This window comes from Streptomyces roseicoloratus (assembly GCF_004117935.1).
Lineage (GTDB): Bacteria > Actinomycetota > Actinomycetes > Streptomycetales > Streptomycetaceae > Streptomyces > Streptomyces roseicoloratus.
Window position 1 is genome coordinate 40,361 of the sequence record NZ_SDOY01000164.1, and the last position, 13,949, is coordinate 54,309.

The 13,949-nt window shown below is 75.7% G+C and carries 11 protein-coding genes and 1 riboswitch; of the genes, 5 read left to right on the forward strand and 6 right to left on the reverse strand.

What is annotated here, in order from left to right; translation table 11 throughout:
• Window positions 1–18: 18 nt before the first annotated feature.
• Window positions 19–858 (reverse strand): CbtA family protein, encoded by an 840-nt coding sequence (locus ESG85_RS28585; RefSeq protein WP_128984068.1) that lies wholly within the window; start codon window positions 856–858, stop codon window positions 19–21.
• Between the two features lie 14 nt (window positions 859–872).
• On the reverse strand, window positions 873–1,100 hold the full coding sequence (locus ESG85_RS28590; protein WP_128984069.1) for a CbtB domain-containing protein: 228 nt from the start codon (window positions 1,098–1,100) through the stop codon (window positions 873–875).
• 239 nt (window positions 1,101–1,339) lie between these two features.
• Here ESG85_RS28590 and ESG85_RS28595 point away from each other — a divergent pair, with 239 nt between their 5' ends.
• Complete coding sequence (locus ESG85_RS28595; RefSeq protein ID WP_246095344.1) at window positions 1,340–1,984, forward strand: histidine phosphatase family protein; 645 nt, start codon at window positions 1,340–1,342, stop codon at window positions 1,982–1,984.
• Between the two features lie 76 nt (window positions 1,985–2,060).
• On the opposite strand, the gene ESG85_RS28600 is transcribed toward ESG85_RS28595, so the two are convergent.
• Together ESG85_RS28600 and ESG85_RS28605 are read right to left on the reverse strand one after the other, a co-directional pair.
• Window positions 2,061–2,417, reverse strand: a complete 357-nt coding sequence (locus tag ESG85_RS28600) for a GntR family transcriptional regulator (protein ID WP_128984070.1) — start codon at window positions 2,415–2,417, stop codon at window positions 2,061–2,063.
• Window positions 2,418–2,419: 2 nt separating this feature from the next.
• Complete coding sequence (locus ESG85_RS28605) at window positions 2,420–3,559, reverse strand: hypothetical protein (protein WP_128984071.1); 1,140 nt, start codon at window positions 3,557–3,559, stop codon at window positions 2,420–2,422.
• 201 nt (window positions 3,560–3,760) lie between these two features.
• Here ESG85_RS28605 and ESG85_RS28610 point away from each other — a divergent pair, with 201 nt between their 5' ends.
• Window positions 3,761–5,467: an ABC-F family ATP-binding cassette domain-containing protein gene (locus ESG85_RS28610; RefSeq protein ID WP_128984098.1), complete on the forward strand. Its 1,707-nt coding sequence runs from the start codon at window positions 3,761–3,763 to the stop codon at window positions 5,465–5,467.
• Here ESG85_RS28610 and ESG85_RS28615 read toward each other — a convergent pair.
• Window positions 5,445–5,942 (reverse strand): hypothetical protein, encoded by a 498-nt coding sequence (locus ESG85_RS28615; RefSeq protein WP_128984072.1) that lies wholly within the window; start codon window positions 5,940–5,942, stop codon window positions 5,445–5,447. The two genes, ESG85_RS28610 and ESG85_RS28615, sit on opposite strands and share 23 nt — an antisense overlap.
• Before the next feature lie 175 nt (window positions 5,943–6,117).
• The gene (gene cobN, locus ESG85_RS28620) at window positions 6,118–9,774 is read right to left on the reverse strand and encodes a cobaltochelatase subunit CobN (RefSeq protein ID WP_128984073.1); all 3,657 of its coding nucleotides are present in this window, start codon (window positions 9,772–9,774) and stop codon (window positions 6,118–6,120) included.
• A 36-nt stretch (window positions 9,775–9,810) separates the two neighbouring features.
• A riboswitch (cobalamin riboswitch) is annotated at window positions 9,811–9,957 on the reverse strand.
• Window positions 9,958–10,289: 332 nt separating this feature from the next.
• On the opposite strand from cobN, the gene ESG85_RS28625 reads away from it, so the two are divergent.
• Genes ESG85_RS28625 through ESG85_RS28635 form a run of 3 tightly spaced genes read left to right on the forward strand, consistent with a single transcriptional unit; the run spans window position 10,290 to window position 13,881 of the window.
• On the forward strand, window positions 10,290–11,750 hold the full coding sequence (locus ESG85_RS28625) for a cobalamin biosynthesis protein CobG (protein WP_246095345.1): 1,461 nt from the start codon (window positions 10,290–10,292) through the stop codon (window positions 11,748–11,750).
• Window positions 11,747–12,400 carry a precorrin-8X methylmutase gene (locus ESG85_RS28630; RefSeq protein ID WP_128984074.1) on the forward strand — a complete coding sequence of 218 codons (654 nt, stop codon included), beginning with the start codon at window positions 11,747–11,749 and terminating at the stop codon, window positions 12,398–12,400. Before ESG85_RS28625 ends, ESG85_RS28630 begins: the two co-directional genes overlap by 4 nt.
• Window positions 12,397–13,881 carry a precorrin-2 C(20)-methyltransferase gene (locus tag ESG85_RS28635; protein WP_128984075.1) on the forward strand — a complete coding sequence of 495 codons (1,485 nt, stop codon included), beginning with the start codon at window positions 12,397–12,399 and terminating at the stop codon, window positions 13,879–13,881. The genes ESG85_RS28630 and ESG85_RS28635 overlap by 4 nt, the downstream gene beginning before the upstream one ends.
• The last annotated feature ends 68 nt before the right edge of the window (window positions 13,882–13,949 follow it).

The window sequence follows — 13,949 nt, forward strand, 5'->3', positions numbered from 1 at the left end:
GTCGTGGGGTGCGGGCGATCAGGCGGCCGGGGTCGCCGCTCGGACCGCCTGCGCCGCGGCGGGTCCCGGTGCGAGCAGTCGCTGCGCGAGCAGACCGAAGGCGAGTCCGAAGACCGCCCACAGGACGGCCTGGATGCCCAGGGTGGCGAGCCTGAAGTCCCACAGCACGGCGGCCGGGAAATCGGGCTTCACGGCGTCGTCGTTGGCGGGCAGGACCGCGCAGGCGATCACGACCGCGGCGACGAAGCCGGCGCCCGCGACCACGGTCGCGTTCCCGTTGCCGAGGCGCGGGGCGAGCCTGCGGCCCGCGATGACCGCGGCGATGCCGAGCAGCACGCTCAGCAGGATCATCAGGAAGAAGAGCGTGGTGCGCTTCCCGATGGTGTCCGGGTTGCCGACGGCCGGCGGGGTCGCCGGGTACTTCAGGAACGGCACCAGGTAGACCGTGGTGAAGGCCGCCGTCGCGACGAGCGCCGCGGTGGCCTTCGGGGTGAACCGGCCCACCCGTCCGAGGACGAAGCAGAACGCCAGGGACGCGATGCCGCCGAGCGCGACGCCGTAGACGAGCACACCGGTGGCGAGACCCGCCGTGGACTGCATGTCCCGGCTGACGATCTCCTCCTCCTCGGCGGGCTCCTCGGCGGCGCCGTGGCCCCCGCCGTGGTCGTGCGCGGTGGCCTGTTCGGCCTTGGCGGCGGCCTCCTCGACGGCGATCGAGGCGTTGACGGACGGCTCACCGGCGACGTAGGCGACGGCGAAGGCGAACAGTCCGGCGATCAGGCCCGCGAGCATGCCGCGGACCAGGAGCTTTCCCACGAGCGAACCCGTGGGAGCGCTTGGAGCGGTGGGAGCAGACATGGTGCGGTGACCCCTCAGTGGCAGGGGAAACCGAGCAGGTGGCGACCGTCGTGCACCCACTCGTGCACGTCGCTGCCCGCGATCAGGGAGGTGGCACCCTGCTCGGCACCGACGAAGTAGAGGGCGACGAGCGCCAGGATGCCGATGAACGCCGCCCACGGGAGCACCGCGCGGACCGGCAGGGAGACCGGGGCGACGGACGGGGTGGACGTGACGGCGGGCGACGCAATGGCCTCGGCCATGGTGGAACCTCCTCGGGAACGCGCGTCCCATACGGTGGTGCGCGACGACGGTCGTCGGGTCTGACTCGCCGCCCCGCGGGCTGGGGGCGGCTCACAGTGGCGCGACCGTGCCGGACTTGCACCGGGCTTCCGTCTCGCCGTCGTCGTTCTGTGGAAATGTCGACTGACCGTACCGCGCCGGACACTCCGCGCCAAGGGCGCGGGGAGCGGCGCCCGATGAATTGAGGGATGTATCACCCATGGCACCCGCCGAGCCCGTGACGCCCATGGCATCCGCCGGGTCCGCCTCACCCACGGCACCCACCGGGTCCGTCCCGTCCGGCGCCGCCTCGGCCACGACCGTACGGCTCTCCCTCGTCGCTCCCGCCGTGAACACCGCCCTGCGCGAGGCCAGGTTCGACGACTCGGGGCCGGTGGAGCCCGTGGGCCGGGGGCCGTTGGCGGTGTCGGCGGGCACCCTGGTGCTCCGCTCGCCGTCCGGGCGGTGCCGGGCGACCGCCGAGGCGCTGGGCCTGCCGGACGTCCCGGCCGAGGAGGCGCTCGCCGGGTGTGCGATGGGACGGTGGCAGGGCCGGACCCTCGCCGAAATCGCCGCCGAGGACGCGGAGTCGACGGCCGCGTGGCTGTCCGACCCGGCCGCCGCGCCGCACGGCGGCGAGTCGCTGCGGGAGCTGCGGGCCCGGGTCGGCGCCTGGGTGGCGGGCCTGGAGCCCGGCCGCGTCCTGGTGTTCGCCGAACCCGACGTGATCCGCGCGGCGGTCGCCCACGCGCTGGGCGCCCCTGAGGAGGTCTTCTGGCGGCTGGACGTACGCCCGCTGCAGTGCGTGGAACTGTCCGGGCGGTCCGGCCGCTGGAACCTGCGGCTCGGGGCGCCGCTGCGGTGACCGGACCGGAACCGCGAAGGACGGCGGCGGTGGCGTAGCCGGCCGGGGGCGGCGGGCGCCCTGGCGGCGGCTGCCGTCAGCCGAGGCCCGCGCGGGCCAGATCCAGGAACTCCTCGTCCGTCAGGCCCAGTCGGCGTGCCTCGGCCACCAGGGCGTGCAGCCGCTCCACCAACTGGGCCCGGTCGGGCGCCTGCGCGCCGGGCACGATCACGGCGCCGCGCCCCCGCCTCAGCTCGATCAGACCCTCCTCGCGCAGCCGCTGATAACCGCGCAGCACGGTATGGACGTTGACGCCGAGCGATTCCGCGAGTTCGCGCGCCGGGGGCAGCCGCTCGCCGGGAGCGGCGGTGCCGTCGGCGAGGGCGCCGCGCACGCAGGCGGCGATCTGGTCGCCGAGCGGGACGGAGGAGGCGGGGTCGACCCGGAAGAGCACGGTCAGATCCTCTCACCGGGAACGCCGGGCGCGCTGGAGGCCCCGGGGCCTGCCTCCTTCTCCCTCTCCGTCTCCCTCTCCGTCTCCCTCTCCGTCTCCCTGTCGCTCCGGCTCTCCCTCTGAACCTCCTTCGCCCTCGCCGCCAGCGTGTTCAGCAGCGCCGCCGCCGTCTCCCCGTCAGGGACGGTGACCAGGAACTCGAAGCCGTTGGCGCGGCGTACGGACAGGGCCTCGCCCGAGCGGAAGAGGAGGGCCGAGCGGTGGGGGCGGGTGCGGTAGCCCCAGCCGCCGAACTCGGCGAAGCCGTCGACCTCCCGGACCGTCGCGGAGACGATGTCGTCGAGCGGGATCCGGATGCGCGGGCGGTGCAGCACGGCGGGCGTGACCGTCAGGCCGCGGCGGTCCACGGCGACCCGGACCCGGGACAGCGCGAGGCCCGGCACGCCGACCGCCAGGCCGACGAGGGCGATCAGGGCGTACGGCCAGGGCTCCACCAGCACCGCGAGGACCGGCGCGACCGCCCCCGCCAGCACGAACACCGCGGAGAGCGCCGTCATCCCGCGCGAGCCGGTCGCGCGGGACCAGCCGGCGACCTCGCCCGCACCGAGTTCGAGCCGAGGCACCCGCGACCCGCCGTCGGGGCCGTCCGAGGCGGCCGAGACCGCCGGCTCCGGCGGCACGAGGCCGGTGAGCGCGCGGCCGGCCAGGGCGGCGAGCGCCGCGATGCCCGCCACGACGGTGAAGGTGGCGAGCGGCACGGTGACGTCGGCCGGGTCGGTGGCGTCGAGGTTGTCGCGCAGGACGAGGCCGAGCAGTCCGCCCGCGAATCCCGCGGTGGCCCAGGCGCCCCAGAGCACGGCGCGGCGGGCGAACAGGGTCCATCCCGCCCCGAGGGCCACGAGCAGCCCGGAGCCGAGGGCGGCGAAGCCCGCGAGCGGGGTGAAGCCGTCGGCCCTGCCGCCGTTCCCGGCGGCGAAGTGCGTGGCCAGCGGGTCCGGGAGCCGGTCGTACCAGAGGGCGAGGAGGAGCAGGTGGACGCCGAGCGCGAGGACGAACGGCGCGGCGGCGAGCGCACGGACGTGGAGGCGGGGACGGAAGCGGCGACGGGGACGCGGACGGGGCCGGATGCGGAGACGGTTCACGGGACCAGGACCTCCCTCGGTTCTAGTTGTTTGCACTCTACTAGAACAATCCCGCACCCGAGAGAGATTCTCGCGAGACGAAGCGTCTTGCGAGCACCGACGGGGCGGCGTACGGTGAGTGGCGAACGCGAGACGATACGTCTCGGCTCGCAACCTCACCGCTCGACTCGCCCCGCTCCCTTCTCCCTCCCGGAGGCCACCCTGTTCCGTGTCCAACTCACCGACGTCACCAGGCGCCACGAAGACCGGACCGTCCTCGACCGGGTCGCCCTGACCGTCCGCGCCGGCGAACGGCTCGGCGTCGTCGGCGACAACGGTTCCGGCAAGTCCACCCTCCTGCGACTGCTCGCCGGGCAGGAGGCCCCCGACAACGGCACGGTCGCCGTCGAGGCCCCCGGCGGCCTCGGGCACCTCGCCCAGACCCTGGACCTGCCCGGCACGGCGACCGTCGGGGACGCCGTCGACCAGGCCCTCGCCGACGTAAGGGAGTGGGAACGGCGCATCCGGGAGGCGGAGACGGCGCTCGGCTCCGCCGGCGAGCCCGTCGCCGGCACCGGCCGCGTCCGCCAGGCCTCACACCCCGGCCTCGACGCGTACGCCGAACTGCTCGCCGCCTACGAGGCCCGTGGCGGCGCCGACGCCGACCGGCGGGTGGCGACCGTGCTGCGGCGGCTCGGCGAGCGGGCGCCGCTCGACCGCGACCAGGCCCTCGACACCCTCTCCGGCGGACGCCGGCGGCGGCTCGCGCTCGCGGCGGTCCTCGCCGCCGAACCCGAACTGCTGCTGCTCGACGAGCCGACCAACGACCTCGACGACGAGGCCGTGTCCTGGCTCGAGGAGCGGCTGCGCGGCCATCGCGGCACGGTCGTCGTCGTCACCCACGACCGCGCGTTCCTCGACCGGGTCACCACCGCCATCCTGGAGGTGGACCACGAGACCCGGACGGTACGGCGGTACGGCAACGGCTACGGCGGCTACCTGGCCGGCCGGGCCGCCGACCGGGCCCGCCGCGAGCGGGAGTACGCGGAGTGGCGCACCGAGACCGCCCGCCACACGGCCCTCGCCGACGGCGCCATCGACCGCTTCTCGCACATCCCGCGCAAGGCTCCCGCCGCGTTCAGCGGCGCGGGCGCCTTCCGGGCCCGGTCACGGGCGCACGGCGCCATGAGCCGCATCCGGGCCGCCCGCACCCGGCTCCGGGAACTCGCCGAGCACCCGGCGCCGAAGCCCCCGGAACCGCTGCGGTTCACCGCCCGGTTCGAGGGCGGGGCCGCCGCGGTCGACCTCGCGGACGTACGGGTCGCGGGCCGCCTCCGGCTCGACGCCCTTCGGCTCGCGCCCGGCGGACGACTCCTCGTCACCGGGCCCAACGGCGCGGGGAAGACCACCCTGCTGCGGCTGCTCGCGGGCGAACTCGCCCCGGACGGCGGCACGGTGAGCACACCCGAGCCGGGCCGCGTCGGACTGCTCCGACAGGACGGCGGCGGCGGGCCGGCCGCGGACTCCCGTACGGTGGCGGCCGCGTTCGGCGAGGGACGCGAGGAAGAGCTGCTCGCGCTCGGCCTGTTCGCCGAGCGCGACCTGGCCACCCCGGTCCGCGCCCTGTCGGCCGGGCAGCGCCGCAGGCTGGACCTCGCCCGTCTGGTGAGCCGGCCCGTCGACCTGCTGCTGCTCGACGAGCCCACCAACCACCTCTCGCCCGGTCTGGTGGAGGAGCTCGACGCGGCCCTCGCCGTCTACCCGGGCACCCTCGTGGTCGTCAGCCACGACCGGCGGCTGCGCGCGGGATTCCGGGGCGGACGGCTCGAACTGACGCCATGGACGGGCGGCCCCGGCACACCGCGAACGGCCGGCACACCGCGAACGGCTGGCACACCGCGTCCGGTCAGCGCACCGCGTCCGGCGTGAACGTGGGCTGGTCGAAGGTGGGCACCGGGACGACGGTCACGGGGTCGCCCGGCTGCCACGCGGGCGGCGGCTTGTAAGGGGGCGGCGTCGGACGCGGCGGGGCCGGCGGCGGGTTCGGGCCCGCGTAGATGTTCTGCGGCTCCGACGCCGTCCGCTTCGTCACGCCGGTCTTGCCGCCGGTCTTCGCACCGGTCTTCCCGCCCGTCGGGTACGGCTTGGGCGAGCCGCTGATGGCGGGCCGCGTCCGGAGGTCCGACGGCGTTCCGGACGGCTTCGGCTTCGCGGACCCGGTCGCCGACGGTTCCCCGGGGGGCGTGGCCGACGGGCTCGGCGAGCCGGTGGGCGTCGCCGAGCCGGTGGCGCCCGGCTTCCGGTCCTTGCCGTCGCCGGAACCCGAGCCCGAGCCCGAGCAGGCTCCCAGGGCCAGGCTCAGGCCGAGCACCACCGACACCGTCACAGCTCCGCGGGCACGCACGCCCACCACCCCACCCCTGGTCACGTCCTCGATTCGCACATAGGTGCGGCCGGGATCGTAACCCGGGCCCGAGGCCGGCCCCGGACCCCGGCCGACCCCGGCTCCGGCCCGCCCGGGGCCGTGCCCGGACCTCCGCCCACCCCGGCTCCGGCCGAGCCCGGACGCCCGTCCGGGCTCAGTCCTCGTCGCCGCCCTCCAGGTCGCCCTCCGTCTCCAGGAAGACCTGCCGCAGCGCCGCCAGCGTCTCCGGGTCCGGCTTCTCCCACATGCCGCGGGACTCCGCCTCCAGGAGCCGCTCGGCGATGCCGTGCAGCGCCCACGGGTTGGCCTCCTTCAGGAAGGCCTGGTTCTCCGCGTCGAGGACGTACTCCTGCGTCAGCTTGTCGTACATCCAGTCGGCGACCACGCCCGTCGTCGCGTCGTAGCCGAAGAGGTAGTCGACCGTCGCCGCCAGCTCGAACGCGCCCTTGTAGCCGTGGCGGCGCATCGCCTCGATCCAGCGGGGGTTGACCACGCGGGCGCGGAAGACGCGGCTGGTCTCCTCGACGAGCGTGCGGGTGCGGACCGTCTCCGGACGGGTGGAGTCGCCGATGTACGCCTCCGGCGCCGTGCCGCGCAGCGCGCGCACCGTCGCCACCATGCCGCCGTGGTACTGGAAGTAGTCGTCCGAGTCGGCGATGTCGTGCTCGCGGGTGTCCGTGTTCTTCGCCGCGACCGCGATCCGCCGGTACGCCGACTCCATCTCGGCGCGCGCCGGGCGGCCTTCGAGGCCGCGGCCGTACGCGTAGCCGCCCCACACCGTGTACACCTCGGCCAGGTCGGCGTCCGTGCGCCAGTCGCGCGAGTCGATCAGCTGCAGCAGGCCCGCCCCGTACGTGCCCGGGCGGGAGCCGAAGATGCGGGTGGTGGCGCGGCGCTCGTCGCCGTGCTCGGCCAGGTCGGCCTGGGCGTGGGCGCGCACGTGGTTGTCCTCGGCGGACTCGTCCTCGAGGCCCGCGACCAGCCGTACGGCATCGTCGAGAAGCCCGATGACGTGCGGGAACGCGTCCCGGAAGAAGCCGGAGATGCGCAGCGTCACGTCGATGCGCGGGCGGCCCAGCTCGGCGAGCGGGATCGGCTCCAGGCCGTTCACGCGGCGCGAGGCGTCGTCCCACAGCGGGCGGACCCCGAGCAGCGCGAGCGCCTCGGCGACGTCGTCGCCGGCGGTGCGCATCGCGCTCGTCCCCCACAGCGACAGGCCGACGGACGTCGGCCACGCGCCGTTGTCGTCGCGGTAGCGGGTGAGCAGCGAGTCCGCGAGCGCCTGGCCGGTCTCCCACGCGAGGCGGGACGGCACGGCCTTCGGGTCGACCGAGTAGAAGTTGCGGCCGGTCGGCAGCACGTTCACCAGACCGCGCAGCGGCGAACCGGACGGGCCCGCCGGGACGAACCCGCCGTTCAACGCGTGGACGGCGTGGTCGAGTTCGTCCGTCGTGGCGGCGAGCCGGGGCACGACCTGGACGGCGGCGAAGTCGAGCACGGCCGCGACCTCCGGGCCGTACCCGGCGGCGACGGCCGCGACGGCGGCCGGGTCCCAGTCCGCCGCCTCCATCGCCTCGACCAGCTCCCGGGCCTTCGCCTCCGCCTCGTCGGCGGTCGTCCGGGTCGCGGCCGACTCGTCGAGGCCCAGCGCCTCGCGCAGACCGGGCAGCGCCTGCGTGCCGCCCCAGATCTGGCGGGCGCGCAGGATCGACAGGACCAGGTTGACCCGGGCCTCGCCGGCCGGGGCGCCGCCGAGGACGTGCAGACCGTCGCGGATCTGGGCGTCCTTGACCTCGCACAGCCAGCCGTCGACGTGCAGCAGAAAGTCGTCGAAGCCGTCGTCGTCCGGGCGGTCCGCCATGCCCAGGTCGTGGTCCAGCTTCGCCGCCTGGATCAGCGTCCAGATCTGCGCGCGGATCGCCGGCAGCTTCGCCGGGTCCATGCTGCTGATCTGCGCGTACTCGTCGAGCAGCTGCTCCAGGCGCGCGATGTCGCCGTACGAGTCGGCGCGCGCCATCGGCGGGACGAGGTGGTCGACGAGCGTGGCGTGCACCCGGCGCTTGGCCTGGGTGCCCTCGCCCGGGTCGTTCACGAGGAACGGGTAGACCAGCGGCAGGTCGCCGAGCGCCGCGTCCGGGCCGCACGCGGCGGACAGGCCCGCGTTCTTGCCCGGCAGCCACTCCAGGTTGCCGTGCTTGCCCAGGTGCACCATGGCGTCGGCGCCGAAGCCGCCGTCCTCGGCGCGGGCCGCGATCCAGCGGTAGGCCGCCAGGTAGTGGTGGGACGGCGGCAGGTCCGGGTCGTGGTAGATCGCGATCGGGTTCTCGCCGAAGCCGCGCGGCGGCTGGATGAGGACCAGCAGGTTCCCGCGGCGCAGCGCCGCGAGCACGATGTCGCCCTCCGGGTTCCGCGAACGGTCCAGGAACATCTCGCCCGGCGCCGGGCCCCAGTGCTCCTCGACCTGCTCGCGCAGCTCCCGCGGGAGTTCGGCGTACCAGCGCTTGTAGTCGGCGGCCGGGATGCGGACCGGGTTGCGGGCCAGCTGCTCCTCGGTCAGCCAGTCCTGGTCATGGCCGCCGGCCTCGATCAGGGCGTAGATCAGCTCGTCGCCGTCACCCGAGACGAGCCCCGGGATGTCCTCCTCCGGCCCGAAGTCGTAGCCCTCCGCCCGCAGCCTGCGGAGCAGGGCGACGGCGGAGGCCGGGGTGTCGAGGCCGACCGCGTTGCCGATGCGGGAGTGCTTCGTCGGGTACGCGGAGAGGACCAGCGCCAGTTTCTTCCGGGCGTTCGGGATGTGCCGGAGCCGGGCGTGGCGCACGGCGATGCCGGCGACGCGGGCGGCGCGCTCGGCGTCGGCCACGTACGCCGGGAGGCCGTCCTCGTCGATCTCCTTGAAGGAGAACGGGACGGTGATGAGCCGGCCGTCGAACTCCGGCACCGCGACCTGGCTCGCGGCGTCCAGCGGCGACAGGCCCTCGTCGTTCTCCTCCCACGCCGACCGGGAACCCGTCAGGCACAGCGCCTGCAGGACCGGCACGTCCAGCGCGGCGAGCGCGCCCGCGTCCCAGGCCTCCTCGTCGCCGCCGGCCTGCGCGTCGGCCGGCGTCGTGCCGCCCGCGGCCAGCACCGTCGTCACGACGGCGTCGGCGGTGCGGAGCGTCTCGATCAGCTCCGGCTCGGGCGCCCGCAGGGAGGCCACGTACAGGGCCTTGGCCTGCCCGCCCGCCTCCTCGATCGCGTCGCAGAGGGCGCCGACGAACGCGGTGTTGCCGCTCATGTGGTGGGCGCGGTAGTAGAGCACGGCGACGGTGGGGCCGTCCGTGCTCTTCGGGGTCCGCTCCAGCGCCCCCCAGGTCGGGGCGGGCGCCGGGGCCTCGAAGCCGTGGCCGGTCAGCAGCACCGTGTCCGACAGGAAGCGGGCGAGCTGGGCGAGGTTGCCCGGGCCGCCGTGCGCCAGATACGCGTGCGCCTCGGTGGCGACGCCGACCGGGACGGTGGAGGAGCCCATCAGCTGGGCGTCCGGCGCCTGTTCGCCGCTGAGCACGACGACCGGCTTCCCGGCGGCGAGGACCGTGTCCAGGCCCTCCTGCCAGGAGCGGACGCCGCCGAGGAGGCGGACGACGACGAGTCCGGCGCCGTCGAGCAGCGCGGGAAGGTCGTCCTGGGGCAGCCGGGCGGGGTTGGCGTAACGCCACTCCACCGGGTTCGTGGTGTCCTCGCCCCCGCCCGCGGCGGCGTTCGCCGCGGCCGCGGCATTCGCCGCGCGGGCGCTGAGCAGGTCGGTGTCGGAGTGCGACAGCAGCAGGAGCATGGCGAGCTCAGGCCCTTCCTCGGGGTTGTCCGCGCCCCGGGTGGTCGTAGGACGGCGGGAGTTCCTGACTCACCGGCCACCCGGAAACCCGGAGCCGGCTCACAGTGGCGGGACCGCGCCGGATTCTCACCGGGCTTCCTCCCCGGGGCCCTGGGACCCCATGCCGGTCTGCATCCTAGATCGTGCGGGAACGGTGACGGGCGGAGACGTGACGTCGACCGAGTCACACCGGCGGGGCCGGGCGCCTTCGAACCCGTCGTCGCCGGCGGCGGGGCCGGGCGCCTTCGAACCCGCCGTCGCCGGCTTGCCGTCCTCTTCGACTTCCCGGGTTCCCGGCCCTCCCGTTCCCGGCACTCCCGCTCCCGGCCTTCCCGTTCTCGGCCCTCCCGCCGTCGCCGGCTGCGGCCGGCCCTCCCGCTCCCGGCCCTCCCGCCGTCGCCGGCTGCGGCCGGCGTGGGGTGTGGCGTCGTCCACAGCACGGGGAAGGCGTTCCGCCCGTGGGTATGCTCGCCGCCATGCCGGCCACCCCTCACGCCTCGTCCCGGCGGGACGAACCGCTCATACGGGACCGCGGTGACGCATGCCCGGGGGCGTTGCGCCTGCACCGCGCCGACGACGGCTTCCTCGCCCGACTCCGCCTGCCCGGCGGGAGACTGACCGGGCGTCAGGTGGAGCTCCTGGCCGATGCGGCCGAGCGTCTCGGGGACGGCGGCATCAGCATCACCTCGCGGGGGAACGCCGAGCTGCGGGGCCTGCGGGACGGCTGTGGTGGTGAGCTCGCGGCGCTCCTGGAAGAGGGCGGGCTGTTGCCCTCGCCCACCCATGAGCGGGTCCGCAACATCGTCGCCTCGCCGGCCGCGGGCCTGGACGGACTCGGTTGCGCGGACGTGCAGTTGTGGGTCCGCGAGCTGGACGCGCTGCTGTGCGGCGAGCCGTGGGCCGCGGGACTTTCCGGGCGTTTCCTCTTCGTGCTCGACGACGGCCGCGGCGATGTCGCCGGGCTCGGCGGCGATGTGACCTTGGTCGCAGCGGACGACCCGCACGCGGACGACGACGGGCGTGGGGCGGGGCCGCACGCGCTCGTGCGCCTCGGCCCCCAGGCCTTCCGCGTGGCCGCCGCCGACGCGCCGCGCGCCGCGCTCGCCGCGGCCGGCGCGTTCCTGCGGGCCGCCGAGGAGGCCGGCAACGGCGCCTGGCGGGTACGGGAACTGCCCGGGGGCCACATACCGGACCTGGCCGGCGCCCTGGCGCGGGCCGGCATCACGGCGGACCCCATGACGGAGGCCGCGGCGCACCCCGTGGCCGACGCCCGGACGCCGCACCGCGACCCGCGGGGCACCCGTCCGCACGGCACCGGTCCGCACGGCACCGGCCCGCACGCCGGCCCCCTCGTACCCGGCCCGCTCGTACCCGGCCCGCTAGGCGGCGGTGCCGCCACGGTCGCCGACGCGGTGTCTGCGGCAGGGGCGGGCACCGGCGCCAGCAGCTCCGACTCGGACACCGGTGCCGACACCGGCACCGACTCCAGCACCACCGCCGGCACCGGCGCCGTGTACGTCCTCGCGCCGCTCGGGCGGCTGACCGCCGTCCAGTTGCGGGCGCTGTTGCCCGCCGACGAGGTGCGGCTCACGCCCTGGCGCGGTGTGGTCGTGCGGACGGACCCCGCTCGGCTCCCGGAGCTGGCGGCGTGCGGTCTCGTCACCCGCCCCGACGCCCCCGGCGCCGGTGTCACCGCCTGCACCGGCCGGCCCGGCTGCGCCAAGTCCCTCGCGGACGTACGGGCGGAGGCGGCGCGCGCGCCCGCGGGCCGGCTGCCCGTGCACTTCTCCGGGTGCGAGCGGCGCTGCGGCCATCCGCACGGCACGTGGGTGGACGTCCTCGCCACCGGCGACGGCGACTACCTGGTGGACGGCGCCCCGACCCCCCGTACCTCCCTGCCCGAGGCCGTGGCCACGGCCCGCACGACGACGAGATGAGCGAGAGCAACAGGATGTTCGAGTACGAGAAGGACGGCGCGGAGATCTACCGCCGTTCCTTTGCCACGATCCGCGCCGAGGCGGACCTCGCGGACCTGCCCGACGACGTCGCCACCGTCGCCGTGCGGATGATCCACGCGTGCGGCATGACGGACCTCGTCCGGGACCTCGCGTACTCCCCCGGTGTCGTCTCGGCCGCCCGCGCCGCGCTGCGCGCCGGCGCGCCGATCCTGTGCGACGCGCAGATGGTGGCGAGCGGTGTCACCCGCAAGCGGCTGCCCGCCGACAACGACGTGCTGTGCACGCTGTCGGACCCGGCGGTGCCGGGGCTGGCCGCGGAGCTCGGCACGACCCGGTCGGCGGCGGCGATGGAGCTGTGGCGGGACCGTCTCGAGGGCTCGGTCGTCGCGATCGGCAACGCGCCGACGGCGCTGTTCCACCTCCTGGAGATGGTCGCGAAGGGCGCGGGCCGCCCGGCGGCCGTCCTCGGCATCCCGGTCGGCTTCATCGGCGCCGCCGAGTCGAAGGACGCGCTCGCGGCGAACGGCCTCGGCCTGGAGTACCTGGTGGTCCGCGGCCGGCGCGGCGGCAGCGCCATGACGGCGGCCGCGCTCAACGCCCTCGCGCACGAAGCGGAGATCCAGAAGTGACCGGAAAGCTGTACGGGGTCGGTCTCGGGCCCGGGGACCCGAACCTGATGACGGTGGCGGCCGTGAAGGCCATCGCCGAGGCGGACGTCGTCGCCTACCACTCGGCCCGGCACGGCCGGTCCATCGCGCGTTCCATCGCGGCCGAGCACATCCGCGAGGACCACGTGGAGGAGCGGCTGATGTACCCGCTCACCGTGGAGACGACGGACCACCCGGGCGGCTACCGGGGCGCGCTCGACGACTTCTACGAGGAGGCGGCGGCGCGGCTCGCCGCGCACCTCGACGCGGGCCGCACGGTCGCCGTCCTCGCCGAGGGCGACCCGCTGTTCTACGGCTCGTACCAGCACATGCACAAGCGGCTGGCGCACCGCTACGACACGACCGTCATCCCCGGCGTCACGTCCGTGAGCGCCGCGGCGGCCCGGCTCGGGGAGCCGCTGTGCGAGGCGGAGGAGGTGCTGACGATCGTGCCCGGCACGCTGCCGGAGGACGAGCTGACGGCGCGCCTCGCGGGCACGGACTCGGCGGTGGTCATGAAGCTCGGCCGGACCTTCCCGGCCGTGAAGCGGGCGCTGGAGCGGGCCGGCCGGCTGGAGGACGCGCGGTACGTGGAGCGGGCGTTCATGCCGGGCGAGCGCACCGGGCCGCTGGCCGAGGTGGACCCGGAGTCGGTCCCGTACTTCTCGGTGGCCGTGCTGCCCTCCCGCATCGACGCGCAGCCGCCGGTACGGGAGCGGGGCGAGGTCGTGGTGGTGGGCACCGGCCCGGCGGGCGCGCCGTGGCTGACGCCGGAGTCGCGCGGCGCGCTGCTCAACGCCGACGACCTGGTCGGCTACACCACCTACCTGGACCGCGTCCCGGTGCTCCGCGCCTCGCAGCGCCGGCACGGCTCGGACAACAAGGTGGAGTCGGAGCGCGCCGAGTTCGCCCTGGACCTGGCGCGGCGCGGCCGGCGCGTCGCCGTCGTGTCGGGCGGCGACCCGGGGGTCTTCGCGATGGCGACGGCGGTCCTGGAGGTGGCGTCGGAGGAGCGCTACGCGGACGTTCCGGTACGGGTCCTCCCGGGCGTGACCGCCGCGAACGCCGCCGCTGCCGCGGCGGGCGCGCCGCTGGGCCACGACTACGCGACGATCTCCCTCTCCGACCGCCTCAAGCCGTGGGAGGTCATCGCCGGCCGGCTGCGCGCGGCAGCGGAGGCCGACCTGGTCCTGGCGATCTACAACCCGGGCTCCAAGTCCCGCACGCACCAGGTGGCGGCGGCCCGCGACCTCCTCCTGGAGGTCCGCTCCCCGGACACCCCGGTCGTCGTGGCCCGCGACGTCGGCGGCCCCGAGCAGTCGGTCCGCGTCCTCACCCTGAAGACCCTGGACCCGGCGGAGGTCGACATGCGCACCCTCCTGCTGATCGGCTCCTCCCAGACCCGCACCACGGAACGCGCGGACGGCCGCACGATCGCCTGGACCCCCCGCCGCTACGGCTGACCGCACGCGCCCCGGCACGGCCCCGGCCGGGGGTCGGGCGCGGGGCGCGGGGCGGCCCGGAGACCGAT

Bases quoted from the DNA above. Each gene is read 5' to 3' on its own strand.
- ESG85_RS28585 (WP_128984068.1), bottom strand. From the start codon at position 858: ATGTCTGCTCCCACCGCTCCAAGCGCTCCCACGGGTTCGCTCGTGGGA.
- ESG85_RS28590 (WP_128984069.1), bottom strand. From the start codon at position 1,100: ATGGCCGAGGCCATTGCGTCGCCCGCCGTCACGTCCACCCCGTCCGTC.
- ESG85_RS28595 (WP_246095344.1), top strand. From the start codon at position 1,340: ATGGCACCCGCCGAGCCCGTGACGCCCATGGCATCCGCCGGGTCCGCC.
- cobN (WP_128984073.1), bottom strand. From the start codon at position 9,774: ATGCTCCTGCTGCTGTCGCACTCCGACACCGACCTGCTCAGCGCCCGC.
- ESG85_RS28625 (WP_246095345.1), top strand. From the start codon at position 10,290: ATGCCGGCCACCCCTCACGCCTCGTCCCGGCGGGACGAACCGCTCATA.
- ESG85_RS28630 (WP_128984074.1), top strand. From the start codon at position 11,747: ATGAGCGAGAGCAACAGGATGTTCGAGTACGAGAAGGACGGCGCGGAG.